This is a genomic window from Endozoicomonas montiporae CL-33, from assembly GCF_001583435.1.
Taxonomy (GTDB): Bacteria; Pseudomonadota; Gammaproteobacteria; order Pseudomonadales; family Endozoicomonadaceae; genus Endozoicomonas_A; species Endozoicomonas_A montiporae.
Genome location: NZ_CP013251.1, coordinates 2,626,340 through 2,647,015, shown reverse-complemented (window position 1 = coordinate 2,647,015; position 20,676 = coordinate 2,626,340). Strand labels below are relative to the sequence as shown.

The window sequence follows — 20,676 nt, the reverse complement described above, 5'->3', positions numbered from 1 at the left end:
CTGACCTACTGCGAAAAAGCCGGATTTGGACATTTTCTCGCTACGGTCGGCTAAGTCCGACAGGCTCCTAAGAATACTGACCGATTTCTACTCTTTTTTTCATGCATCACACCTGAAACACTGCCGTTTTTCCGGTATGATGCGCCCTTTCTGCGATCATAAGGCGTTTAAACATGGAGCTGACTGCACTGACTGCCGTATCCCCAATCGACGGTCGTTATGGGTCTAAAACCGAAAGTCTCAGAACCATTTTCAGCGAGTACGGCCTGATCCGCTTCCGCGTTACTGTTGAAGTAAAGTGGCTGCAGGCTCTGGCGGCTCATCCTCAAATCACCGAAGTTCCTGCCCTGTCTGAAGAAGCCAATGCGGTTCTGAATCAGCTGGTTGACGATTTTTCTCTGGCAGATGCCGAGCGCGTCAAGGGTATCGAACGTACTACCAACCACGATGTAAAAGCCGTTGAATACCTGATCAAGGAAAAGATGCAGGACCATGCAGAACTCGCTGCTATCAGCGAATTCGTGCACTTCGCCTGTACCTCGGAAGACATCAACAACCTGTCTCACGGCCTGATGCTGAAGGCCGGCATGGAAGAAGCCGTTCTGCCTGTAATGCAAGAGCTGGTCACCGATATTGAAAAGCTGGCGCGCGAGCATGCAACTCAGCCAATGCTGTCCCGCACCCATGGCCAGACTGCCTCACCAACCACTCTGGGCAAAGAGATGGCTAACGTTGCTTATCGTCTGCGTCGTCAGGTTGAGCAGATCAAGGCTATTTCCCCACTGGGTAAAGTCAATGGAGCCGTAGGTAACTACAATGCTCACCTGTCTGCCTACCCTGAAATCAACTGGCAGGAACATGCCAGGCAGTTCGTGACCAGTCTGGGGCTGACATTCAACCCTTACACCACCCAGATTGAACCTCATGATTACATCGCCGAACTGTACGATGCTATCTGTCGATTCAACACCATTCTGATCGACTTTGATCGTGACGTCTGGGGTTACATCTCACTGGGTTACTTCAAGCAGAAAACCATTGCCGGTGAAGTGGGTTCTTCCACCATGCCGCACAAGGTAAACCCCATTGACTTCGAAAACTCTGAAGGCAACCTGGGTATCGCCAACGCACTGATGCAACATCTGGCAGCAAAACTGCCCGTTTCCCGCTGGCAACGTGACCTGACCGACTCAACCGTTCTGCGCAATCTGGGCACTGGTCTGGGCTACAGCCTTATTGCCTATGCTTCCAGCCTGAAAGGCATCAGCAAGCTACAGGTTAATGCCGACGTATTGAATGCGGATCTTGACAACGCCTGGGAAGTTCTGGCGGAACCAATTCAGACCGTTATGCGTCGCTATGGTATTGACCAGCCTTACGAAAAACTCAAGGCTCTGACTCGCGGTCAAGACGGTATCACCAAAGCCACACTGGCTACCTTTATTGACGGTCTGGAACTTCCAGCGACTGTGAAGGAAGAGCTGAAAGCCATGACGCCAGCCACTTACATTGGCAACGCGGTTGATCAGGCCAACGCTATCTGATAATTGGTAAAGTCTGAACAGCAAGAAGGCTGCCTGAATCATCAGGCAGCCTTCTTCATAATGAGGGACAACAGACAATAAATCCTCTCAGTCCTCTTTCTTGTCCTGCACTTCTTTCTGCTCAGTCTGAATCAGATAGTAACTTTCCATTACCCTTTGCAGACACTCATCGGCTACTTTGTACAGCGAATGATCCTTGTTCAGGTTTGTGAGCCAGTTCATTATTTTTCTATACCTTTCGGTGGAACTTGATTGACTGCCTTAAAATCCAGGCTGATTCTCTGGTTTTATTTCAACAACTTACCCAGCCATCTTAAACAGAAGTACTACTTTAAACTTTCAAGAACACCGACTGAACGCAAACACATATTAACATCCTATAACATTTTCAATCAACCATGTTGTTGAGCAATTACATTGATTTCATGTTTCTGGTCAGAAGACATTCATTTACCTCCATCAGGGTCTATCTTTCATTCATCTTGTTCCAATGCTTGTTCCAATGTTTGCACTATGCCTCCAACTATGCCTTCAACTATATCTTCAACACAAATTGCTCTGCCAGCATCAGACTTGCTTAGAAAGATCTATCAACAGCAACAGCCTTATACCCGCGTCACACCACTACTGGTCGCAGAGTCACTGTCAAAACTGATCCATGGCGAAGTGTTGGTTAAGGCAGAATCACTGCAGAAAACAGGTGCATTCAAATTCAGAGGTGCCATTTATCGACTACTGCAAATGACACCCGAGCAGAGGCAACAGGGCGTCACCGCCTATTCATCCGGCAATTTTGCCAGAGGGCTGGCAGCCGCAGGTAAAATACTCAACGTCAAAGTCACACTGGTCATGCCTGCCGATGCTCCCGAGAATAAAATCTGCAGTGCCAGAAAACTCGGTGCTCAGGTCGTTCTCTGCCAACAAATTGAACCCTCCAGAGAAGAAGCAGCTCAGAAACTGTCGGAAGACATCGCAGCACAGAATGGTTCGGTGTTACTGCACCCCTTTGATGACCCGGAAATCATCAAGGGACAGAGTGCAGTAGGTGTTGAGCTGGTGCATCAGCTTCAGGAAAAACAGGCCCGGTGCCAAAGTTTACTCTGTCCGGTGGGTGGTGGCAGTCTGGTCGCTGGTTGCAGCCTTCTGTTTGATACCTTTAATACGGGAACACAGGTCTATGGCATTGAACCGGAGGGCTACGCCGGCATGAATCAGTCCCTATTGGTTGACCAGCTCAGTCGCGCACCGGGAAAAAACCTGAGTCATTGCGATGCACTGCTGTCCCGAAGCCCGGGAAAAGCTAATTTTGAGGTGGTTCGTCAGACCGGGGTTAAAGGGTTACAAGTGTCAGAGCACTATGTTGTTGAAGCCGTTCAGATGGCGTTTGAAGAACTGAAACTGGTACTCGAGCCCAGTGGCGCTATCGCTCTGGGCGCATTGTTGCAATATCCCCTGCAATTCAATGGGCAGTCTGTTGTTGTTATTGCAACAGGAGGTAACATAGATAAGGGGCTGTTTCTGGAACTCATGAATAAGTAGGTATCAGACACTCAGCCAGCGATTGAGACAATCAAGAAGTTCTGAAACAGCCACTGGTTTGGTCAGGTAGTCGTCTGCACCTGCCAGTCTGCAGCGTTTTTCATCAGCATCATCGGTGCTGGCCGTCAGCATTATCACAGGCAGCATCCGGTATTCATAGCGACCTCTTAACTGTTCCAGCATGGCAAAGCCGTCCATCGTCGGCATCATTAAGTCCAGAAGCACAAGATCAACCTGTCGTTCCGTTTCCATCAGGTCAAGGGCTTGCTTCCCGTTTTCGGACAGCAACACCTTCAGCCCGTACTTCTGAAGCAGTTGCGACAGTGCGAAGCTGTTTCGGAGGTCGTCATCCACCAGCAATACTGTTTCTTCGTTGAATTCAACCCCTTCTTCCGGCTCGAATTCATCAGCATTGATAAAAAACTGACTGTCGCCGCCCAAAGAGCGATGTTCATCAATATCAGGCAGTAAAGAGCCAGGCGGAAGCGAAAGGGTAAAGGTTGCACCCTGCCCCTGGTCACTGACCAGAGTCAGCTGTGAATCCATCAAATCGGCCAGTTTACGACAAATAGCCAGACCAAGCCCGGTACCACCATACTGCCGACTGGTACTGCCATCGGCTTGCTTAAACATCTGGAAAACGGTTTTCTGCTTATCCAGAGGGATGCCGATGCCTGTGTCAGAGACCGAAAAGTTCAGACTCTCTGAGGTATAGTCTGTGTCAGGATTCCAAACATCTTTAAAAACCCGAAGCTTCACCTGCCCTTTCTCTGGCGTAAATTTACAGGCATTGGACAGCAGGTTTTTAAGAATCTGCTTCAATCGCTTTCGATCAGTGTTGATCCATTCCCCAAGATTCTCATCAACGTCAATACTGAATTGTTGTGACTTTTCGTCGGCTAGCGGTCTGAACTGGTCTTCAAGCGCCTGACACAACTCCCTGATAGAAACGTCTTCCATATGGATACTCAACTCACCCGCCTGAACCTTTGACATGTCCAGAATGTCTTCAATGATCTCCAATAATTCATTGGCATTGTTATAAATGATTGATATAGATTGCTGGTCTTCGGCACTGAGGCTGCCCTCGGCATTCTCAACCATCAGTTTGGAAAGAATGATGGTACTGTTTAATGGCGTTCGTAACTCGTGGGAGACATTGGCAAGAAACTCGGACTTATATCGACTGATTTTTTCCAGTTCAGCGGCTTTTTCTTCCAGTGCCTGATTAGCTTCCTGCAACATTTCCCGCTGCTTCTTCAGTTTATCCCGATGCTCTTCCAGATTAATATTTTTCTCTTCCAGCTCACTGGTTCTTTCTTTAACGGCCTCTTCCAGGCTGGCTGCCAGTTTCGTCAGCTCCTGATTTCGGAAGAATATTTCCCGTGTTTTTTCTTCGGCAATACTTTCAGCCGCCTTGCGGGCAGTTTTTTCACGCTGATAACGTTTTTTCCAGGCTTCAGCATCCATGACCAAGTATCGCTCCTGCGCAAGGAATCAGGATCGTCTTTCCATCACAAACACCGCCTCCGTTCCCGGCCCTGTGCCCGGAAGATCCTGACGGTCAATCGCAATATCTTCTTTAAAATGAACAGCACAGCCTTTAATCAGACCTTCAGCCACTGACGCAAAAGGACGATGAGAGCGATAGTGAAGCTGCATTTTCTTATCATCATCACGGGTGCATGTCAGCTTGGGTGGGTTAGCATCCGGGTAAAGTTTCTGAACTTCAATATGAATGTAATCCTCCACTTTTTCCATGAAATCAAAACCGGAAGTAACACCATCAAAGAACTCTGCATGGATCGTTGCAAAACGACCAAACAGATACTCACCAAAGGCCAGTACCAGATCCCCCACTGCAAGCCCGCTTTTTTCACTGAGCAACGTCACCAGATTCAACACTTCCTCATGGGAATAGGTACCCAGAGAAGTGTATTCACCATTGGATTCAAGATTCGCAGCCGAAAGAATCTCTTCTGCCACTTCTACCGAGAAACGGTCTTCGACCATTTCCATAAACTCAGTAAATATCACACCTTTCATTGGTGTCTGACCTGCAGGAAGGAACTTACCTAAATTAGCGGCACCGTAAGCAGAATTTATAGGGAGGGATTTTAAGAGGCAGCGTGCCCCTGAGGACACGCTGAAAAAAGACCAGAAAAGAAAACGATTGAAACAGGGCGCCTAGTTCGATTGACCCGCAAGATATAACCAGGTCTCAACCACCGAGTCAGGATTCAGGGAAACGGTCTCGATACCCTGCTCCATCAGCCAGCGGGCAAGATCAGGATGATCGCTCGGCCCCTGGCCACAAATACCAATGTATTTGCCTTGCTCACGACAGGCCTTGATCGCCATGGACAACAGTTGCTTCACCGCACTGTTACGCTCATCAAACAGGTGGGCGATCAAGCCGGAGTCCCGATCCAGCCCGAGGGTCAGCTGGGTCATATCGTTGGAACCAATGGAGAAGCCATCAAAGTATTGCAGAAATTCGTCAGCCATCAGGGCATTGGAGGGCAATTCACACATCATGATCAGGCGCAAACCATTCTCACCCCTTTTCAAGCCAAAGCCTTCCATAAGCTCCACCACTTGTCTGGCTTCATCCGGCGTGCGAACAAAAGGCACCATCAGCTCGACATTATCCAGCCCCAACTCTTCCCGCACCCGCTTCATGGCAATACATTCCAGCTCAAAGCAGTCCCGGAAAGACTCGGAGATATAACGCGAAGCACCTCGAAAACCGAGCATCGGGTTTTCTTCATCGGGTTCATAGAGAGAGCCGCCAATCAGGTTGGCATACTCATTGGACTTAAAATCAGACAACCGCACAATCACTTTTTCCGGAGCAAACGCGGCTGCAATAGAAGCTACACCTTCTACCAGTTTGTCTATATAGAAAGAGACAGGGTCTTTGTAACCAGCTATGCGCTCGGAAACAATTCGCTTCACATTATCGGGCAGAGTCTCGAAATTCAGTAATGCCTTCGGGTGCACCCCGATCATTTTATTAATAATAAATTCCAGCCTTGCCAAACCAACACCACTGTTAGACAAACGGGAGAAGCTGAATGCCCGATCCGGATTCCCCACATTCATCATCAATTTAAAAGGCAATTCCGGCATCTGCTGAAGATCACGCACATTGTGTTCGAAATTCAACAACCCCGGATAAATAAATCCGATGTCGCCTTCCGCACAAGACACGGTGATATCCTTACCCTCTTCAACCGCTCTGGTGGCATCGCCACAGCCCACTACGGCGGGAATACCCAGTTCTCTGGCAATAATGGCCGCATGACAGGTTCGTCCACCCCGATTCGTGACAATGGCTGAAGCACGCTTCATCACCGGCTCCCAGTCCGGGTCGGTCATATCGGTGACCAGTACATCGCCTTCCTGTAACAAATCCATATCGTTCAGGTCGGAAATCAACCGTGCCCGTCCCTGACCAATAAGCTGACCAATACTGCGGCCTTCCACCAATGGTTCAGCTTTTTCCAGCAGACGATAGCTTTCCAGCCGGTTGCCTGAACGACTCTGAACCGTTTCCGGACGTGCCTGAACGATATACAGCAAGCCATCATCGCCGCCCTTTGCCCACTCAATATCCATTGGGCAACCGTAGTGCTGCTCAATGGTCATAGCCTGACGGGCCAGTTCCAACACATCTTCATCATTGATGGAGAAACGATCGCGGTCGGACAAATCAACATCCACGGTATTCACTGACAGTCCAGCCGTACCGGTTCGTCCATAAATCATCTTGATGGCCTTGCTGCCCAGATTACGTCTGAGTATTGCCGGACGACCTTTTCTCAGCGCTTCTTTATAAACGTAAAACTCGTCAGGATTCACGGCTCCCTGCACCACGGTTTCACCCAGTCCGTAAGACGACGTAATAAATACAGCCTCTTCAAATCCTGATTCGGTATCCAGGGTAAACATGACGCCGGCAGCACCGGTTTCACTACGAACCATGCGCTGAATACCCGCAGACAACGCGACATTGCGATGATCAAAGCCCTGATGCACCCGGTAAGCAATGGCCCGGTCATTAAACAGGGAAGCAAACACCTCTCTTACCGCGTGCAACACGTTTTTGGCGCCACGGATGTTCAGAAACGTTTCCTGCTGGCCGGCAAACGAAGCATCCGGCAAATCTTCTGCCGTTGCCGATGAACGTACTGCGACCGGAAGATCGGCCTGCTCACCACACAATAACTGGTAAGACTCAATAATCGCATGCTCAAGCTCAGGGCGAAATGGTTCGGACATAATCCAGTGCCGGATTTGTGCACCGGCTGTGGCCAGCGCCCGGATATTATTAATGTCCAGGTCATCAAGAACGTCATGGATTCGGTCATACAGTCCATTACTTTCAAGAAAGTCACAATACGCTTCTGCAGTAGTGGCAAAGCCCCCCGGCACTCTGACCCCGACACCACTCAGGTTGCTGATCATTTCACCCAGTGATGCATTCTTGCCGCCCACCCGCTCTACATCGTTGGCACCCAATGAATCCAGACTGGCAACGAAATTATTAAATGGACTCTCTATCGAACTGTTTGAAGAACTAGCCACAATCGTTTTCCTCTGGCGCGTTTCCCCTGTAAACACGCGGTTGCTGTTTCACTTATTCCCGATACAACCCAGAAGCCTTAAACGCTGTTCACTTTGTTTCTGCCAGTCACAAACCACAGAAAAATGCGCTCGAACAACCCTTTAAGAAGCTGTTCATGATCTTTTGAGGAAAGCGAAAATGGTGAGAAATTGTTGCTGTTTTTTGATCTCATGAGGCGCGTAGTGGTGCTACGCAACGAATGAGATCAAAAAACAGGGGCAATTTATCGACATTTGCAGCCCTCAATAAGATCGTGAACAGCTTCTAAGGCAACGGAATCTACACTCAGCACCTCGACATCGGTATAATATGTGCGATTTTGTTATTAATTGAAATACCCTGAACCGACTAAAAGAGTATTTTTTGTGCATCGCAACGTATTTTTTATTTCTGATGGCACCGGCATCACTGCCGAGTCTTTTGGGCAGAGCCTGCTGGCGCAATTCACCAGCCCTGAATTCAGGCATGTCACCCTCCCTTATGTGGACACCGTTAAAAAAGCCGAACAGGCACTGGAACTGATTGACCAATCAAGAGAAAACGGGCAAACCCAGCCCATACTCTTTATGACCGTCCTTAATGAAGAAGTGAGTAGCATGATGCATGCCAGTGGTGCTTATGTGATTGACCTGTTCCAGGCCTTTTTACCGGGGCTTGAGCGACAGTTTGGTCAGCATCCGCTGTATCAGGCCGGACAGAAACGTTCGACCCAGAGCAACAACAGTTATCATCGTCGTATTGAAGCGGTGCAGTTTGCCCTGGATAATGACGACGGCTGCCGAACCCGAAGTTACGACAAAGCCGATATTATCCTGCTGGGGGTGTCTCGCTCGGGCAAAACCCCGACCTGCATTTATCTGGGCCTGCAATTTGGCATTTATGCCGCGAACTACCCCATCACCGAAGAAGACCTTGAATCCGGCACCCAGCTGCCAAAGTCACTGGAACCCCACCGTCATAAACTGTTCGGGCTGACCATTCACCCCGGTCGGCTGGCCGGCATTCGCCACGAACGAAAACCCAACAGCCGTTATGCCTCAAGGCAACAGTGTCAGTTCGAAGTGGCAAACGTTGAACAGATGTACCGTCAGGAACGAATTCCATCCATCAACAGTACGGATTACTCGGTAGAAGAAATCGCCACCCGAATCATGGCGCTGACCGAATTAGAAAGACGGTTGAAATAAAGGTAACCTGTTCCGGCTGTAACAGGGAGCGCGCATGAAACCGAACGATACATTGAGCGAAAAACATAGCTATCGCCTTAGCTATAGACATGCTGAAACCAGCGATCTGCCTGACCTCATTGCCATGCTGGCCGATGACAAACTGGGGCAACTGCGGGAAGACACCTCATCACCGGTCAATCCCCGGTATCAGGCGGTACTGAAAGCCATTCTTGAAGACCCCAATAATGAACTGATGGTGGTTGAATACAACCAGCGGATTGCAGGCATGCTGCAGCTGACCTTTATCCCCTACCTGAGCCATACCGGTTCCTGGCGCTGTCTGATAGAAAGTGTGCGGGTTCACAGTGACTTCAGAGGTCGGGGTCTGGGCACAGAATTTGTGCAATGGTCCATCGAACGCGCCAGAGAAAGGCAGTGCAATCTGGTGCAACTGACTTCAGACAAACAACGGCCTGAAGCATTGAAGTTCTATCGAAACCTGGGGTTTGTGGATTCCCATGAAGGCTTCAAGTTAAAGCTGTAGAGGATATACCTATTGGATTTCAAGATGCTACTAGGCGACAAGTGAACGAAGCCCCGTGAGCCTACGAGTAGTAGGTGATCGGGGTGAGCGAACGCCGACAACAACGTAGCATCTTGAAAGCGCTCCAAGCCGGGCCCCCGGCTGAACATCTATGAGTAACTTTTCTCCCAACTACTGCCTACATGCCTATGATAGAAAGGAAGACATATCCGGACCAGAGACCGTAAACACACTGGTGCCTTTTGCCCGTTTGAAAGCGTGGTCGGGGAGCTGGCGACAACATCACTGATGACGCAATATGCGATCTCGTTCGGAAGAATGCGAATCATCGACAGCCCCATATCCGGATATGCCTTCGCACGGAAGTATAGAGGGTAAACCATGTCTCGCCGCAGCAAATCCAACCGTTCCCATTCTGACAGAGTCAAAAAGCGTATTGCTGGACATCTGGAGAAAATCAATCTCTTTGCCGCCGGTATTGATATCGGGTCAGAGTCACACTTTGTTGCAGTGCCAGAAGAGTTAGATGAACAACCGGTGCGTTCATTTGGCTGTTTTACCGCAGACCTTGAAGCTATGGCTGACTGGCTCGTAAAGCTTGGCATTACCACCGTTGTGATGGAGTCAACCGGGATTTACTGGATACCTGCGTTTGAAATACTGGAATCCCGGGGACTTGACGTAAAGCTGGTCAATGCACGACATGTAAAGAATGTTGCCGGACGTAAGTCTGATGTTCTGGACTGCCAATGGCTTTTGCAGCTACATACTTACGGATTGCTCAATGGCGCGTTCCGCCCGGATGAACAGGTTTGTTCATTGCGATCCTATAGACGACAACGTGACACTCTTGTTGGCTACCGTGCTTCCCACATCCAGCATATGCAAAAGGCACTTCGACAGATGAATCTGTTACTGGATAATGTGGTGACTGATATTACCGGAAAAACCGGTATGACTATTATCCGCGCCATACTGAATGGGCAGCGGAATCCTGTGGAGCTGGCCAGATATCGTGACAAGCACTGCAAAAAATCCGAGGAAGAAATCGCCAAATCCCTGAAGGGGCATTACCGGGATGAGCATGTATTTGCTCTGCGGCAAGCTGTTGAACTTTACGATACTTATGATGAAAAAATCAGGGCTTGTGACAAAGCTCTGGAACAGAAGCTCAACACATTTGACAGCAAAGATGATAAAGACTCTCAAAAGCCTTCTACGCCAGATAAGCCTTCAAAAAAACGGAAGTCCCGTTGCGCTCCAGACTTTGATGTGCGTTCAGAGCTCAACCGGGTGAGCGGTGTCGATCTGACTGATATCGACGGCATCGACGAAAATACGGCTCTGAAGATTGTTTCAGAAATCGGTCTGGATATGAGTCGATGGCCTTCCGCTAAACATTTTGCCTCCTGGTTAGGGCTCTGCCCCGGAACCAAAATATCCGGTGGTAAAGTTCTGAACCGGAAAACCAAGCGTTTGCCAGGCGCAGCCGCAACAGCATTCAGGTTGGCGGCTTATTCACTGACCAGATCAAAAAGTGCTTTGGGTGCTTATTACCGAAGAATGCGAAGCAAGCTTGGTGCTCCAAAGGCGATTACGGCAACAGCGCATAAGCTGGCAAGGCTGGTTTACAGTATGCTCAAGCATGGGAGCCAGTATGTAGATGAAGGTCAGGAATACTTTGAGCAGCGTTACAGAGAAAGAGTTTTAAAAACCCTGAAGCAGAAGGCTAAAGATATGGGCTTCACATTAACGCCGGTTGAAACTGCTGTCGGTTAGGGGCTTGCTAACCGGCGAGCTCATGGGGAGTTACTCAGAAGCAACGTTAGAAAGCATCGCCCGGAACACGAACCCAGCCTTCCATCAACACTCTGGCGCTTCGACTCATGACCGCCTTGTTAACACGCCACTCACCATCATCAATGATGGCTTCTGCGCCCACTTTTAATGTGCCCGACGGATGACCAAAGCGAACGGCCTGAAGCTCGCCACCACCCGCTGCCTGATTTACCAGCGTTCCGGGAATCGCGGCAGCTGTTCCTATCGCTACGGCAGCAGTGCCCATCATGGCATGGTGCAATTTCCCCATGGATAACGCCCTGACGAGCAGATCAATATCGTCCTTGTGCACCACTTTGCCACTGGAGGTTTCGTAGTCTGCAGGCTTATTTACAAAAGCGACCTTTGGCGTATGCTGCCTCTGTGCCGCCTGATCAACCTGATCTATCAGCCCCATTTTCACAGCACCATAAGCCCGAATGGTTTCAAACCGCGCTAACGCTGCGTCATCACCATTAATCGCTGCCTGCAACTCGGTACCGGTATAGCCAATCTCTTCGGCATTCAGAAAGATGGTAGGAATACCGGCATTGATCATGGTGGCCCGTAGAACACCCACGCCAGGTACATCCAGTTCATCCACCAGCCGTCCGGTTGGAAACATGGCTTCAGAAGCATCCACCGGCTTTAGAAACTCCACCTGCACTTCTGCCGCAGGAAAAGTCACACCATCCAGTTCAAAATCACCGGTTTCCTGTACCTGTCCATTGGTGACAGGAACATGGGCAACAATGGTTTTCTGAATATTGACCTGCCAGATCCGAACGATCGCTACACCATTTTCCGGAATCCGGTCAGGATCAACGAGACCTTTGCTGATGGCAAAAGAGCCCACGGCTGCAGTCAAATTGCCACAGTTGCCACTCCAGTCCACAAAGGGTTTATCAATGGCAACCTGACCAAACAGATAATCCACATCGTGATCAGGCTGCTCACTACTGGCAACAATGACGGTTTTGCTGGTACTGGAGGTCGCTCCCCCCATGCCATCGGTGTGCTTACCATAAGGATCGGGACTACCAATCACCCGTAACAACAGCTTGTCTCTGGCTTCACCAGCAACCTGCGCCGATTCGGGAAGTTCTTCAAGACTGAAGAACACCCCTTTACTGGTTCCGCCACGCATATACGTCGCCGGTATTTTTACCTGAGGTACAAAACTCATACAACCTCCTTATGCCACGGCATCTTCCGATGACGCATCCTGACTGAGACTCTCTTTGTTGAGACTCTCCTTATTAAGAAAGTCACTGGCAAAGCGCTGCAATACACCACCGGCTTCATAAATGGATACTTCTTCAGCCGTATCAAGACGACAGGTCACAGGTACTTCCTCAGTACTGCCATCACGACGATGGATCAACAGAGTCAATGTTGTGCCGGGTGTCCTGTCCCCTTTCACATCAAAGGTTTCTGTGCCATCTATTCCCAGCGTCTTGCGGGTAACGTCTGGTTTGAACTCCAGCGGTAATACACCCATTCCCACCAGATTGGTACGGTGAATCCGTTCAAAGCCTTCTGCAACGATCACTTCCACCCCCGCAAGCCGAACGCCTTTCGCCGCCCAGTCACGGGAAGACCCCTGCCCGTAATCTGCACCGGCAATGATAATCAGCGGCTGTTGTCGTTCCATATAGGTTTCAATGGCTTCCCACATACGGGTCACCTTGCTCTCCGGCTCAACCCTTGCCAATGAACCCTGAACCACCTCGCCCTTGTCCGTCACCATTTCGTTGAGCAGTTTGGGGTTAGCAAAGGTGGCTCTCTGCGCCGTAAGGTGATCGCCCCGATGGGTTGCATAAGAGTTGAAGTCTTCTTCCGGCAGTCCCATCTTCGCCAGATATTCTCCTGCAGCACTGCCAGCTAAAATAGCGTTGGACGGTGACAGGTGATCCGTTGTGATGTTATCGCCCAGAACGGCTAAAGGCCGCATACCTTTCATGGTCCGCTCACCCGCTAAGGCACCTTCCCAATAGGGAGGCCGGCGAATATAGGTACTTTGGGGACGCCACTGATAAAGCGGATCAATGCGCTCCGTACGGTCTGATGCAAGATCAAACATCGGGATATACACTTCACGGAATTGCTCAGGCTTCACATGCTCACGGATGATGGCATCGATCTCTTCATCCGTGGGCCAGAGATCCTTCAGGGTCACGGGATTGCCCTGAGCGTCCGTTCCCAGCACATCCTTTTCAATATCAAAGCGAATGGTACCGGCAATGGCATAGGCCACCACTAAGGGGGGTGATGCCAGAAATGCTTGTTTGGCGAAGGGATGAATACGCCCATCAAAGTTACGGTTACCCGACAGAACAGCCGTTGCGTAAAGGTCACGATCAACCACCTCCTGCTGAATCACCGGATCAAGCGCACCACTCATACCATTACAGGTGGTGCAGGCAAAACCAACAATGCCAAAACCAAGCTGTTCAAGCTCAGGCAGTAAATCCGCCGATTCAAGATACAACTGCGCCGCTTTCGAACCCGGTGCAAAAGAGGTTTTCACCCAGGGTTTACGAACCAGCCCCAGCTCATTAGCTTTTTTCGCCAGCAACCCGGCAGCCACAATGTTTCTTGGGTTAGAGGTATTGGTGCAGCTGGTAATAGCCGCAATGATAATGGCACCGTCCGGCATCAGACCCGGTTCGTTTTCTACCTTACCGGCAATACCCTGCTGCGCCAGATCCGAGGTTGATACACGACGATGAGGGTTGGAAGGTCCGGCAAGATTACGACCGACACTGGAAAGATCGAACGTCAGAACCCGTTCATATTCAGCCTGCTCCAGACTGTCCGCCCACAGCCCCGTCGTTTTTGCATAATGCTCAACCAGTTTGACTTGTTTATCGTCCCGACCAGTGAGCTTCAGGTAGTCAATGGTCTGCTGATCGATATAGAACATACCCGCAGAGGCACCAAACTCCGGCGTCATGTTGGAAATAGTGGCGCGATCCCCTAGCGTCAGATCGGCAACACCTTCACCGTAAAATTCCAGATAAGACGACACCACTTTCTTATTGCGAAGAAATTCAGTGATGGCCAGTACAATGTCTGTCGCCGTGATGCCCGGTTGACGTTTGCCCACGATTTCTACACCAATAATATCGGGCAGACGCATCCAGGAAGCTCTTCCCAGCATCACACTTTCGGCTTCCAGTCCTCCAACACCGATGGCAATCACTCCCAGCGCATCCACATGGGGTGTGTGACTGTCGGTGCCCACCAGCGTGTCCGGAAAGGCTACGCCGTCACGGGACTGAACCACCGGCGACATCTTTTCCAGATTGATCTGGTGCAAAATGCCATTGCCCGGCGGAATAACATCCACATTCTGAAACGCATCTTTCGTCCAGTTAATAAAATGAAAGCGGTCTTCATTGCGCCGGTCTTCAATAGCACGGTTTTTATTAAACGCTTCTTTGTCGTAACCACCGTGCTCCACCGCCAGAGAATGATCCACGATCAACTGGGTGGGTACTACAGGGTTAATCTCTGCCGGATCGCCGCCCTGTTCGGCAATGGCGTCTCGCAAACCCGCAAGATCCACCAGCGCTGTCTGCCCAAGAATATCGTGACAAACAACTCTGGCCGGATACCAGGGGAAATCCAGCTCCCGCTTCCGCTCAATAATCTGTTTAAGGGAGTCTGTCAGCGTGGCAGGATCGCAGCGGCGCACCAGATTTTCAGCCAACACGCGAGAGGTATAAGGTAGTTTTGAATAGGCACCCGGCTGAATCGCATCAATGGCAGCCTGAGTGTCATAGTAATCCAGATCAGTGTCTGGTAATGGTTTTCGATAGGCAGTGTTCATGACCGTACTCATCACTAATGAATCCACCGGATAGCAGAGAAGAAGTCCGCCACTGCGAATGACAATGGATGCAATGGCGGCATGTTTTCAGTTAACGGTCTTCCAGAGGAATCCAGCTACGAGGCTCTGCACCCACATAATCCGCAGAAGGTCTGATAATCCTGTTGTTAGCACGCTGCTCCATCACATGAGCGGTCCAGCCGGACACCCTTGAGCAGACAAAGATCGGGGTAAACAGTTTGGTGGGGATACCCATAAAGTTATAAGCCGAAGCATGGAAGAAGTCAGCATTACAGAACAGCTTCTTTTCGTCCCACATCAGTTGTTCAATGGCTTCCGATACCGGGTACAGCACCCGGTCGCCCACTTCTGCACCCAACTTTTTCGACCACTGTTTGATAATCGCGTTACGAGGGTCTGACTCACGGTAAATGGCATGACCAAAGCCCATGATCTTATCCTTACGGGCTAACATGCCTTTCACACCTTCCACCGCTTCTTCAACGGAGCTGAACTGCTCAATCATATCCATGGCCGCTTCGTTAGCACCGCCATGCAGTGGGCCACGCAGAGAACCAATGGCGCCAGTGACGCAGGAATGCATATCAGACAACGTGGATGCGCAGACTCTGGCGGTAAAGGTAGAAGCGTTAAATTCATGCTCGGCATAAAGAATCAGGGAGACATCCAGACAACGCCGATGATCCGCTGAAGGTTCTTTGCCATGGAGCATGGTGAGGAAGTGACCCGCAATGGAATCGTCCCCGACTTCAGTTTCAATCCGCTCACCGTTGTGACTGAAGTGATACCAATACAGAAGCATTGACGGCAAAGCACCCAACAGTCGGTCAGCAACATCCTGTTGTTCGCCGAAGTTTTTCTCGGTTTCCAGATTGCCAAGCACCGATGTGCCGGTACGAAGGACATCCATGGGGTGAGCATCCGCAGGAATCTGTTCCAGACAGATTTTCAAAGGTTCTGGCAGACCCCGAAACGCTTTCAGTCGTTCTTTATAACCGGACAGTTCACCCGCATCAGGCAGCTCACCATTGAACAGCAGGTAAGCCACTTCTTCGAACGTAGCGTGCTCGGCCAGTTCGGAAATATCATAACCACAGTAAGTCAGCCCGGTGCCGGATTGCCCCACAGTACACAGAGCTGTTGAACCTGCACTCTGACCACGCAAACCTGCGCCACCCAGTTTCTTCTCAGCCATGGTGTTACTCCATTCTTGTTATGGATGTTGTTATTACATTAGCTAGAAAACACATTAAAAATGCATCTTAATTATCTGATTATTATGGATTTAAAAAGTCTTTTGTTTTAACCAGTCGCTCACGATCCTGAAACGTCAGCATGTCATCGGCAATTGCCCCACTGTCACCGTCACGCCTGATGACATCGAGTACTTCTTTCATTGCCGTCATGGCAGCACGCTGAAGATCCGATGGAATGATAATCAACTGATATCCCATGGCCTTCAGATCTGCTGCTGGTACCAGAGGCGTTTTACCACCATAAAACATATTGATTAGCTTGGGACCCGGAGCCTGTTTTGCAATGGCTTCAATCTGTTGAACGGTTTGTGGCGCTTCAACAAACAGCATATCTGCACCTGCCTCAACATAGGCAACGGCTCGTGCAATGGCATCGTCAAAACCGGTCACCGCTATGGCATCCGTCCGGGCAATGACCATCACATCAGCAGCGTATTTGCTGGCGACTTCAATCTTCTTACACATCTCTTCCGCTGACACCAGAGATTTGCCATCGAGATGACCGCAACGCTTGGGAAATTCCTGATCTTCAAGATGAAAGGCTGACACGCCGGCATTTTTAAACAACTCAACCGTGCGCTTTACATTCACCTCGTTGCCAAACCCGGTATCGGCATCCGCTATGACGGGCAATGCAGTGGCTTCGCAAATCTGCCGAACCCGGTCCACCACTTCTGTCAGTGTCAGCAGGCCAATATCGGGCACTCCGGTGCTGCGGGCAATGGCACCACCACTGGCATAAAGGGCAGAAAAGCCCGCTTCTTCAGCAAGCCGGGTCGAAAGGCCATCGTAAACGCCCGGGGCAGTCACAATACCCTGCTCAAGAATCAGGCGATTCAGGGCGTTGTCTTTATCGGTCACTGACATAAAACGCTCTCCTCGGAATAGTTATTGTTAAGATCAGAACCCGCTTGTGCGTATTCCTTTGTGAAATTACGCCAGGCCGGAACCCAAAGCCTGTTCAATCGCCTTTCGGGAACGGGCAATATGGCGACGCATCAGCATCTCGGCCAGTTCGCCATCACGATCCTGCAAGGCTTTCAAAATCATTCGATGTTCGTCCAGAGCCTGTTCAGGCCTTCCTTTACGACCACTGGAGTGTCGATAAAGTCGTACCAGATGATAAAGTTCGTTGCACAGAGACTGTATCAATCTCTGATTATCAGACCCCTGAATGACACGGTAATGAAAGTCGTACTCTCCCTGCTGCTCGATGTATTCCTGACCGTCATGCCGGTGCAGATAGTCGGCATGTTTATCCAACAACTGTTCGAGATCATCCAGCTCATGTTGTGACATAGACTCTGCGGCCAGTCGGGCTGCCATACCTTCCAGAGCTTCACGAAGAGAAAAAATATCAGACAGGTCTGCAGGAGTGAGGGTGACCACACGCGCACCAATATGGGCTGCTCTCACCACCAGCCCCATGCCTTCCAGGCGCAGTATCGCTTCACGCAACGGACCTCTGCCTACCTGATAGCGTCTGGATAAATCGGGTTCAGAAATTTTACTGCCCTGTGGCAATACCCCTGTCACGATGTCATTGACAAGTACAGTGGTCACTTCCTGAGCAATGGTTTTGCCAGCAGTCTGCTGATCAGCTGTCACAGGGCTATTCATGGAGATATAAACGGATATTGTTTACAGTTATTATAATTTTTGCCATTTTATACACCTGAAAAGCATCTTTTACAAGAATATTGTAGACAATATTACTTTTGAACCCATTTAAACGTTGGGACTGTATCCATCCGTGATCAGGCACGCTGGCAGGTATTCTCCGTAGCGGTCAGCCCTGACTACAGGTAGAATGCCTGCACATTTTGCCCGCTATCTTTGATAGCTCATTTTCACGCTACTTTATGGCCTATATGAACGAACTGATCATCGTTGATCTGGACTATCTGGCTGATTCCAGCCTCTGGTTCGAACGCTTTCTGAATGAGCGCCTGCCCTGCTTTCTCGACAGTGGCGGTTCTGGTTATTCAGAATCGCACAGTCGTTACGATATTATTTCTGCAAACCCCTGGGCTGTTGTAGCGGTCGATAATCAAGGCCAGACAAACGTCACATATCACAAAACCAATACAGTCACCCGACATGATCAGCAGTGCTGTTTTGAGCTGCTCTCGCAACTGCTGGAACAGATGACACCCGTTTCCGGCAGTCATCTGCCCTTTACCGGTGGAGCCATGGGGTTCTGGGGTTACGAACTGGCATCGGTGCTGGAATCAAGGCGTATCGCCAGTCGCGAAATGCAAACACCGCTAATGAGTGTCGGCTTATACCACTGGGCACTGATCACGGACCATGAACTGAAAAAAACACACATTGTATTTCATCCGGACTGTTCAAAACCCGACAGAGAGAAAGTTCTGGCACTGATTGACCAGCAGCCCGATAACCAGTCAGCGACGTTTAAACTAACCAGCAATTTTAAACCTTCCATCACCAAGGCTGAGTATGAGCAGGCTTTCAACCGTATTCAGGACTACATTCTGGCCGGTGACTGTTATGAAGTGAATCTGACTCAGGAATTTACTGCCAGCTATCAGGGGCAAAGCTGGGCAGCTTATAAAAAACTTCGAAAAGTCAGTCCTGCTCCTTATTCTGCCTATCTGTCACACCCTGATTTTGACATTCTCAGTCACTCCCCGGAGCGATTCATCAAAGTGCTGGATCGACATGTGGAAACTCATCCGATCAAAGGTACCCGTCCACGGGGAACTTCCGACCAGGAAGACAGGCAGCATGCCGAGGAGCTACTGGCCTGTGAAAAGGATCGTGCAGAAAATCTTATGATTGTTGATCTGCTACGCAATGATCTGGGCAAAATCTGTAAAACCGGCAGCATAAAAGTACCCAGGCTGTTCGGGCTTGAGAGCTATGCCAACGTCCATCATCTGGTCAGCACTGTCACCGGCGAACTGGATGAAGAGCATCAGGCTCTGGATGCTCTGTTCCACGCCTTTCCCGGCGGTTCCATCACCGGCGCACCCAAAATTCGTTCCATGGAAATCATTCGTGAACTGGAAGCCTCTGCACGCAATATTTATTGTGGCTCTATTGGTTACATCAGCACTGACGGTCAGATGGATACCAGCATTACCATCCGGTCACTGATTGCCCAGAACAATCGTTTACACTGCTGGGGCGGCGGTGCGATTGTGGCTGACTCTGACTGTGAACAGGAATATCAGGAGTCCGTGACCAAAGTTAAAAACCTGATGCACGGGTTGGAAAACATGTGATGAACGACAGACCGCTGATCCGGTCTGTCAGGTTCCATCAGCCAAACTTCACATCAAGAAATGCCTGCTGCAACGCTTCATAACTGTGGATGGCTGGAAACTGCGGAAACTCCCTGATGACATTATCAGGTGCATGGAACAGAAAACCGGCGTCGGCTTCACTTAACATGGTGGTGTCATTGTAGGAATCACCAGCGGCAATCACCCGATAGTTAAGTGACTTCAGTGCTTTGACTGAACAACGTTTGGGATCTTCCTGCCTGAGCCTGTAGCCTGCCACCATACCCTGCTGGTCAATCTCCAGCCTGTGACAAAACAGGGTGGGTCGTCCCAGCTGCACCATCAGCGGATCAGCAAATTCATAAAAAGTATCAGACAGAATAATCAGTTGATAACGTTCACGAACCCAGTCCAAAAAATCTTTAGCACCCGGTAGTGGCGACAACGTAGCAATCACCAGCTGAATTTCAGCGAGCCCCAGCCCGTGTTTTTTGAGTACACCCAGACGCATTGACATCAACTCATCGTAATCCGAAATATCACGGGTAGTCGCTTTCAGTTCATCAATGCCGGTATGTTTGGCAAATTCGATCCATATTTCCGGAACCAATACCCCTTCAAGGTCCAGACAAACCACTTCCATCTTCTTCTTTCCTGCGGCTATTGTGTTTATTGATCGACGGAATATACCACAAGTGACTAATAATAGATGAAGTTATTCTAACTTTAGATAATAAGCTCATAACGGTAGCTGTTAAAATCTCTCATTAAAAATGAGGAGTCACTATGCGTATCACAATGGTAAAAAAAAGAATGGCAGATGGATTACACTGCAAAAAATGTATTGATGTTCAAAAGCGACTGGAAGAATCAGGGTTTGTCAGCCGGATAACCCATTTTGCGGATTATGTTGAAAACGATGCAGGCAGCGAAGGTGCTCTGCTGGCTGACTATTACCAGGTGGATAAAGCCCCCTTCTTTATCGTTGAAGAGGAAGGCAAAGAAGCACGGATTTATACCATTTACTTCAAACTGGTAAAGGATGTTCTTGAAAAAACGGCGGCTTGAT

17 protein-coding genes are annotated in these 20,676 nt (G+C 49.7%); 7 read left to right on the top strand and 10 right to left on the bottom strand.

Going from position 1 to position 20,676, the window contains the following annotated elements; translation table 11 throughout:
* Window positions 1–173 precede the first annotated feature (173 nt).
* Window positions 174–1,544: an adenylosuccinate lyase gene (purB, locus tag EZMO1_RS12075; RefSeq protein ID WP_034873875.1), complete on the top strand. Its 1,371-nt coding sequence runs from the start codon at window positions 174–176 to the stop codon at window positions 1,542–1,544.
* An 87-nt stretch (window positions 1,545–1,631) separates the two neighbouring features.
* Here purB and EZMO1_RS27790 read toward each other — a convergent pair whose 3' ends face one another.
* On the bottom strand, window positions 1,632–1,766 hold the full coding sequence (locus EZMO1_RS27790) for a hypothetical protein (protein ID WP_269077859.1): 135 nt from the start codon (window positions 1,764–1,766) through the stop codon (window positions 1,632–1,634).
* A 351-nt stretch (window positions 1,767–2,117) separates the two neighbouring features.
* On the opposite strand from EZMO1_RS27790, the gene EZMO1_RS12070 reads away from it, so the two are divergent.
* Window positions 2,118–3,083, top strand: coding sequence for a threonine ammonia-lyase (locus tag EZMO1_RS12070; RefSeq protein WP_187300069.1), 966 nt, complete (start codon window positions 2,118–2,120; stop codon window positions 3,081–3,083).
* 3 nt (window positions 3,084–3,086) lie between these two features.
* Here EZMO1_RS12070 and EZMO1_RS12065 read toward each other — a convergent pair whose 3' ends face one another.
* The 3 genes from EZMO1_RS12065 to ppsA form a co-directional block, all read right to left on the bottom strand.
* Window positions 3,087–4,553 carry an ATP-binding protein gene (locus tag EZMO1_RS12065; RefSeq protein ID WP_051789572.1) on the bottom strand — a complete coding sequence of 489 codons (1,467 nt, stop codon included), beginning with the start codon at window positions 4,551–4,553 and terminating at the stop codon, window positions 3,087–3,089.
* 27 nt (window positions 4,554–4,580) lie between these two features.
* Window positions 4,581–5,129, bottom strand: coding sequence for a heme NO-binding domain-containing protein (locus tag EZMO1_RS12060; protein WP_034873871.1), 549 nt, complete (start codon window positions 5,127–5,129; stop codon window positions 4,581–4,583).
* A gap of 141 nt (window positions 5,130–5,270) precedes the next feature.
* On the bottom strand, window positions 5,271–7,673 hold the full coding sequence (ppsA, locus tag EZMO1_RS12055; RefSeq protein WP_413783204.1) for a phosphoenolpyruvate synthase: 2,403 nt from the start codon (window positions 7,671–7,673) through the stop codon (window positions 5,271–5,273).
* Between the two features lie 405 nt (window positions 7,674–8,078).
* On the opposite strand from ppsA, the gene ppsR reads away from it, so the two are divergent.
* The 3 genes from ppsR (at window position 8,079) to EZMO1_RS12040 (ending at window position 11,205) form a co-directional block, all read left to right on the top strand.
* Window positions 8,079–8,900 (top strand): posphoenolpyruvate synthetase regulatory kinase/phosphorylase PpsR, encoded by an 822-nt coding sequence (gene ppsR / locus EZMO1_RS12050; protein WP_034873869.1) that lies wholly within the window; start codon window positions 8,079–8,081, stop codon window positions 8,898–8,900.
* A gap of 34 nt (window positions 8,901–8,934) precedes the next feature.
* Window positions 8,935–9,426, top strand: coding sequence for a GNAT family N-acetyltransferase (locus EZMO1_RS12045; RefSeq protein ID WP_051789570.1), 492 nt, complete (start codon window positions 8,935–8,937; stop codon window positions 9,424–9,426).
* Between the two features lie 381 nt (window positions 9,427–9,807).
* Complete coding sequence (locus EZMO1_RS12040; RefSeq protein ID WP_061509430.1) at window positions 9,808–11,205, top strand: IS110 family RNA-guided transposase; 1,398 nt, start codon at window positions 9,808–9,810, stop codon at window positions 11,203–11,205.
* Window positions 11,206–11,251: 46 nt separating this feature from the next.
* Here EZMO1_RS12040 and prpF read toward each other — a convergent pair whose 3' ends face one another.
* From prpF to EZMO1_RS12015, 5 genes are all read right to left on the bottom strand, one after another.
* Window positions 11,252–12,430, bottom strand: coding sequence for a 2-methylaconitate cis-trans isomerase PrpF (gene prpF / locus EZMO1_RS12035; RefSeq protein WP_034873867.1), 1,179 nt, complete (start codon window positions 12,428–12,430; stop codon window positions 11,252–11,254).
* Between the two features lie 9 nt (window positions 12,431–12,439).
* A complete protein-coding gene (gene acnD, locus EZMO1_RS12030) occupies window positions 12,440–15,079 on the bottom strand; it encodes a Fe/S-dependent 2-methylisocitrate dehydratase AcnD (protein ID WP_051789878.1) in 2,640 nt (879 codons plus the stop codon).
* A 91-nt stretch (window positions 15,080–15,170) separates the two neighbouring features.
* Window positions 15,171–16,295: a bifunctional 2-methylcitrate synthase/citrate synthase gene (gene prpC / locus EZMO1_RS12025; RefSeq protein ID WP_034873866.1), complete on the bottom strand. Its 1,125-nt coding sequence runs from the start codon at window positions 16,293–16,295 to the stop codon at window positions 15,171–15,173.
* An 82-nt stretch (window positions 16,296–16,377) separates the two neighbouring features.
* On the bottom strand, window positions 16,378–17,223 hold the full coding sequence (locus tag EZMO1_RS12020; RefSeq protein WP_034873864.1) for an isocitrate lyase/PEP mutase family protein: 846 nt from the start codon (window positions 17,221–17,223) through the stop codon (window positions 16,378–16,380).
* 66 nt (window positions 17,224–17,289) lie between these two features.
* The gene (locus EZMO1_RS12015) at window positions 17,290–17,964 is read right to left on the bottom strand and encodes a GntR family transcriptional regulator (protein WP_236631964.1); all 675 of its coding nucleotides are present in this window, start codon (window positions 17,962–17,964) and stop codon (window positions 17,290–17,292) included.
* Between the two features lie 263 nt (window positions 17,965–18,227).
* Between EZMO1_RS12015 and pabB the strand changes: the two genes are divergently transcribed.
* Window positions 18,228–19,607 carry an aminodeoxychorismate synthase component I gene (pabB, locus tag EZMO1_RS12010; RefSeq protein WP_034875243.1) on the top strand — a complete coding sequence of 460 codons (1,380 nt, stop codon included), beginning with the start codon at window positions 18,228–18,230 and terminating at the stop codon, window positions 19,605–19,607.
* Window positions 19,608–19,644: 37 nt separating this feature from the next.
* On the opposite strand, the gene thrH is transcribed toward pabB, so the two are convergent.
* Window positions 19,645–20,250 (bottom strand): bifunctional phosphoserine phosphatase/homoserine phosphotransferase ThrH, encoded by a 606-nt coding sequence (thrH, locus tag EZMO1_RS12005; protein ID WP_034873859.1) that lies wholly within the window; start codon window positions 20,248–20,250, stop codon window positions 19,645–19,647.
* 143 nt (window positions 20,251–20,393) lie between these two features.
* On the opposite strand from thrH, the gene EZMO1_RS12000 reads away from it, so the two are divergent.
* On the top strand, window positions 20,394–20,675 hold the full coding sequence (locus EZMO1_RS12000; RefSeq protein WP_034873857.1) for a hypothetical protein: 282 nt from the start codon (window positions 20,394–20,396) through the stop codon (window positions 20,673–20,675).
* Window position 20,676 lies beyond the last annotated feature (1 nt).

Coding starts and splice junctions, on each gene's coding strand:
- EZMO1_RS12040 (WP_061509430.1), top strand. CDS start 9,808: ATGTCTCGCCGCAGCAAATCCAACCGTTCCCATTCTGACAGAGTCAAA.
- purB (WP_034873875.1), top strand. CDS start 174: ATGGAGCTGACTGCACTGACTGCCGTATCCCCAATCGACGGTCGTTAT.
- pabB (WP_034875243.1), top strand. CDS start 18,228: ATGAACGAACTGATCATCGTTGATCTGGACTATCTGGCTGATTCCAGC.
- prpF (WP_034873867.1), bottom strand. CDS start 12,430: ATGAGTTTTGTACCTCAGGTAAAAATACCGGCGACGTATATGCGTGGC.
- EZMO1_RS12060 (WP_034873871.1), bottom strand. CDS start 5,129: ATGAAAGGTGTGATATTTACTGAGTTTATGGAAATGGTCGAAGACCGT.
- EZMO1_RS12045 (WP_051789570.1), top strand. CDS start 8,935: ATGAAACCGAACGATACATTGAGCGAAAAACATAGCTATCGCCTTAGC.
- acnD (WP_051789878.1), bottom strand. CDS start 15,079: ATGAACACTGCCTATCGAAAACCATTACCAGACACTGATCTGGATTAC.
- EZMO1_RS12065 (WP_051789572.1), bottom strand. CDS start 4,553: ATGGATGCTGAAGCCTGGAAAAAACGTTATCAGCGTGAAAAAACTGCC.
- EZMO1_RS12000 (WP_034873857.1), top strand. CDS start 20,394: ATGCGTATCACAATGGTAAAAAAAAGAATGGCAGATGGATTACACTGC.
- thrH (WP_034873859.1), bottom strand. CDS start 20,250: ATGGAAGTGGTTTGTCTGGACCTTGAAGGGGTATTGGTTCCGGAAATA.
- EZMO1_RS12020 (WP_034873864.1), bottom strand. CDS start 17,223: ATGTCAGTGACCGATAAAGACAACGCCCTGAATCGCCTGATTCTTGAG.
- EZMO1_RS27790 (WP_269077859.1), bottom strand. CDS start 1,766: ATGAACTGGCTCACAAACCTGAACAAGGATCATTCGCTGTACAAAGTA.
- prpC (WP_034873866.1), bottom strand. CDS start 16,295: ATGGCTGAGAAGAAACTGGGTGGCGCAGGTTTGCGTGGTCAGAGTGCA.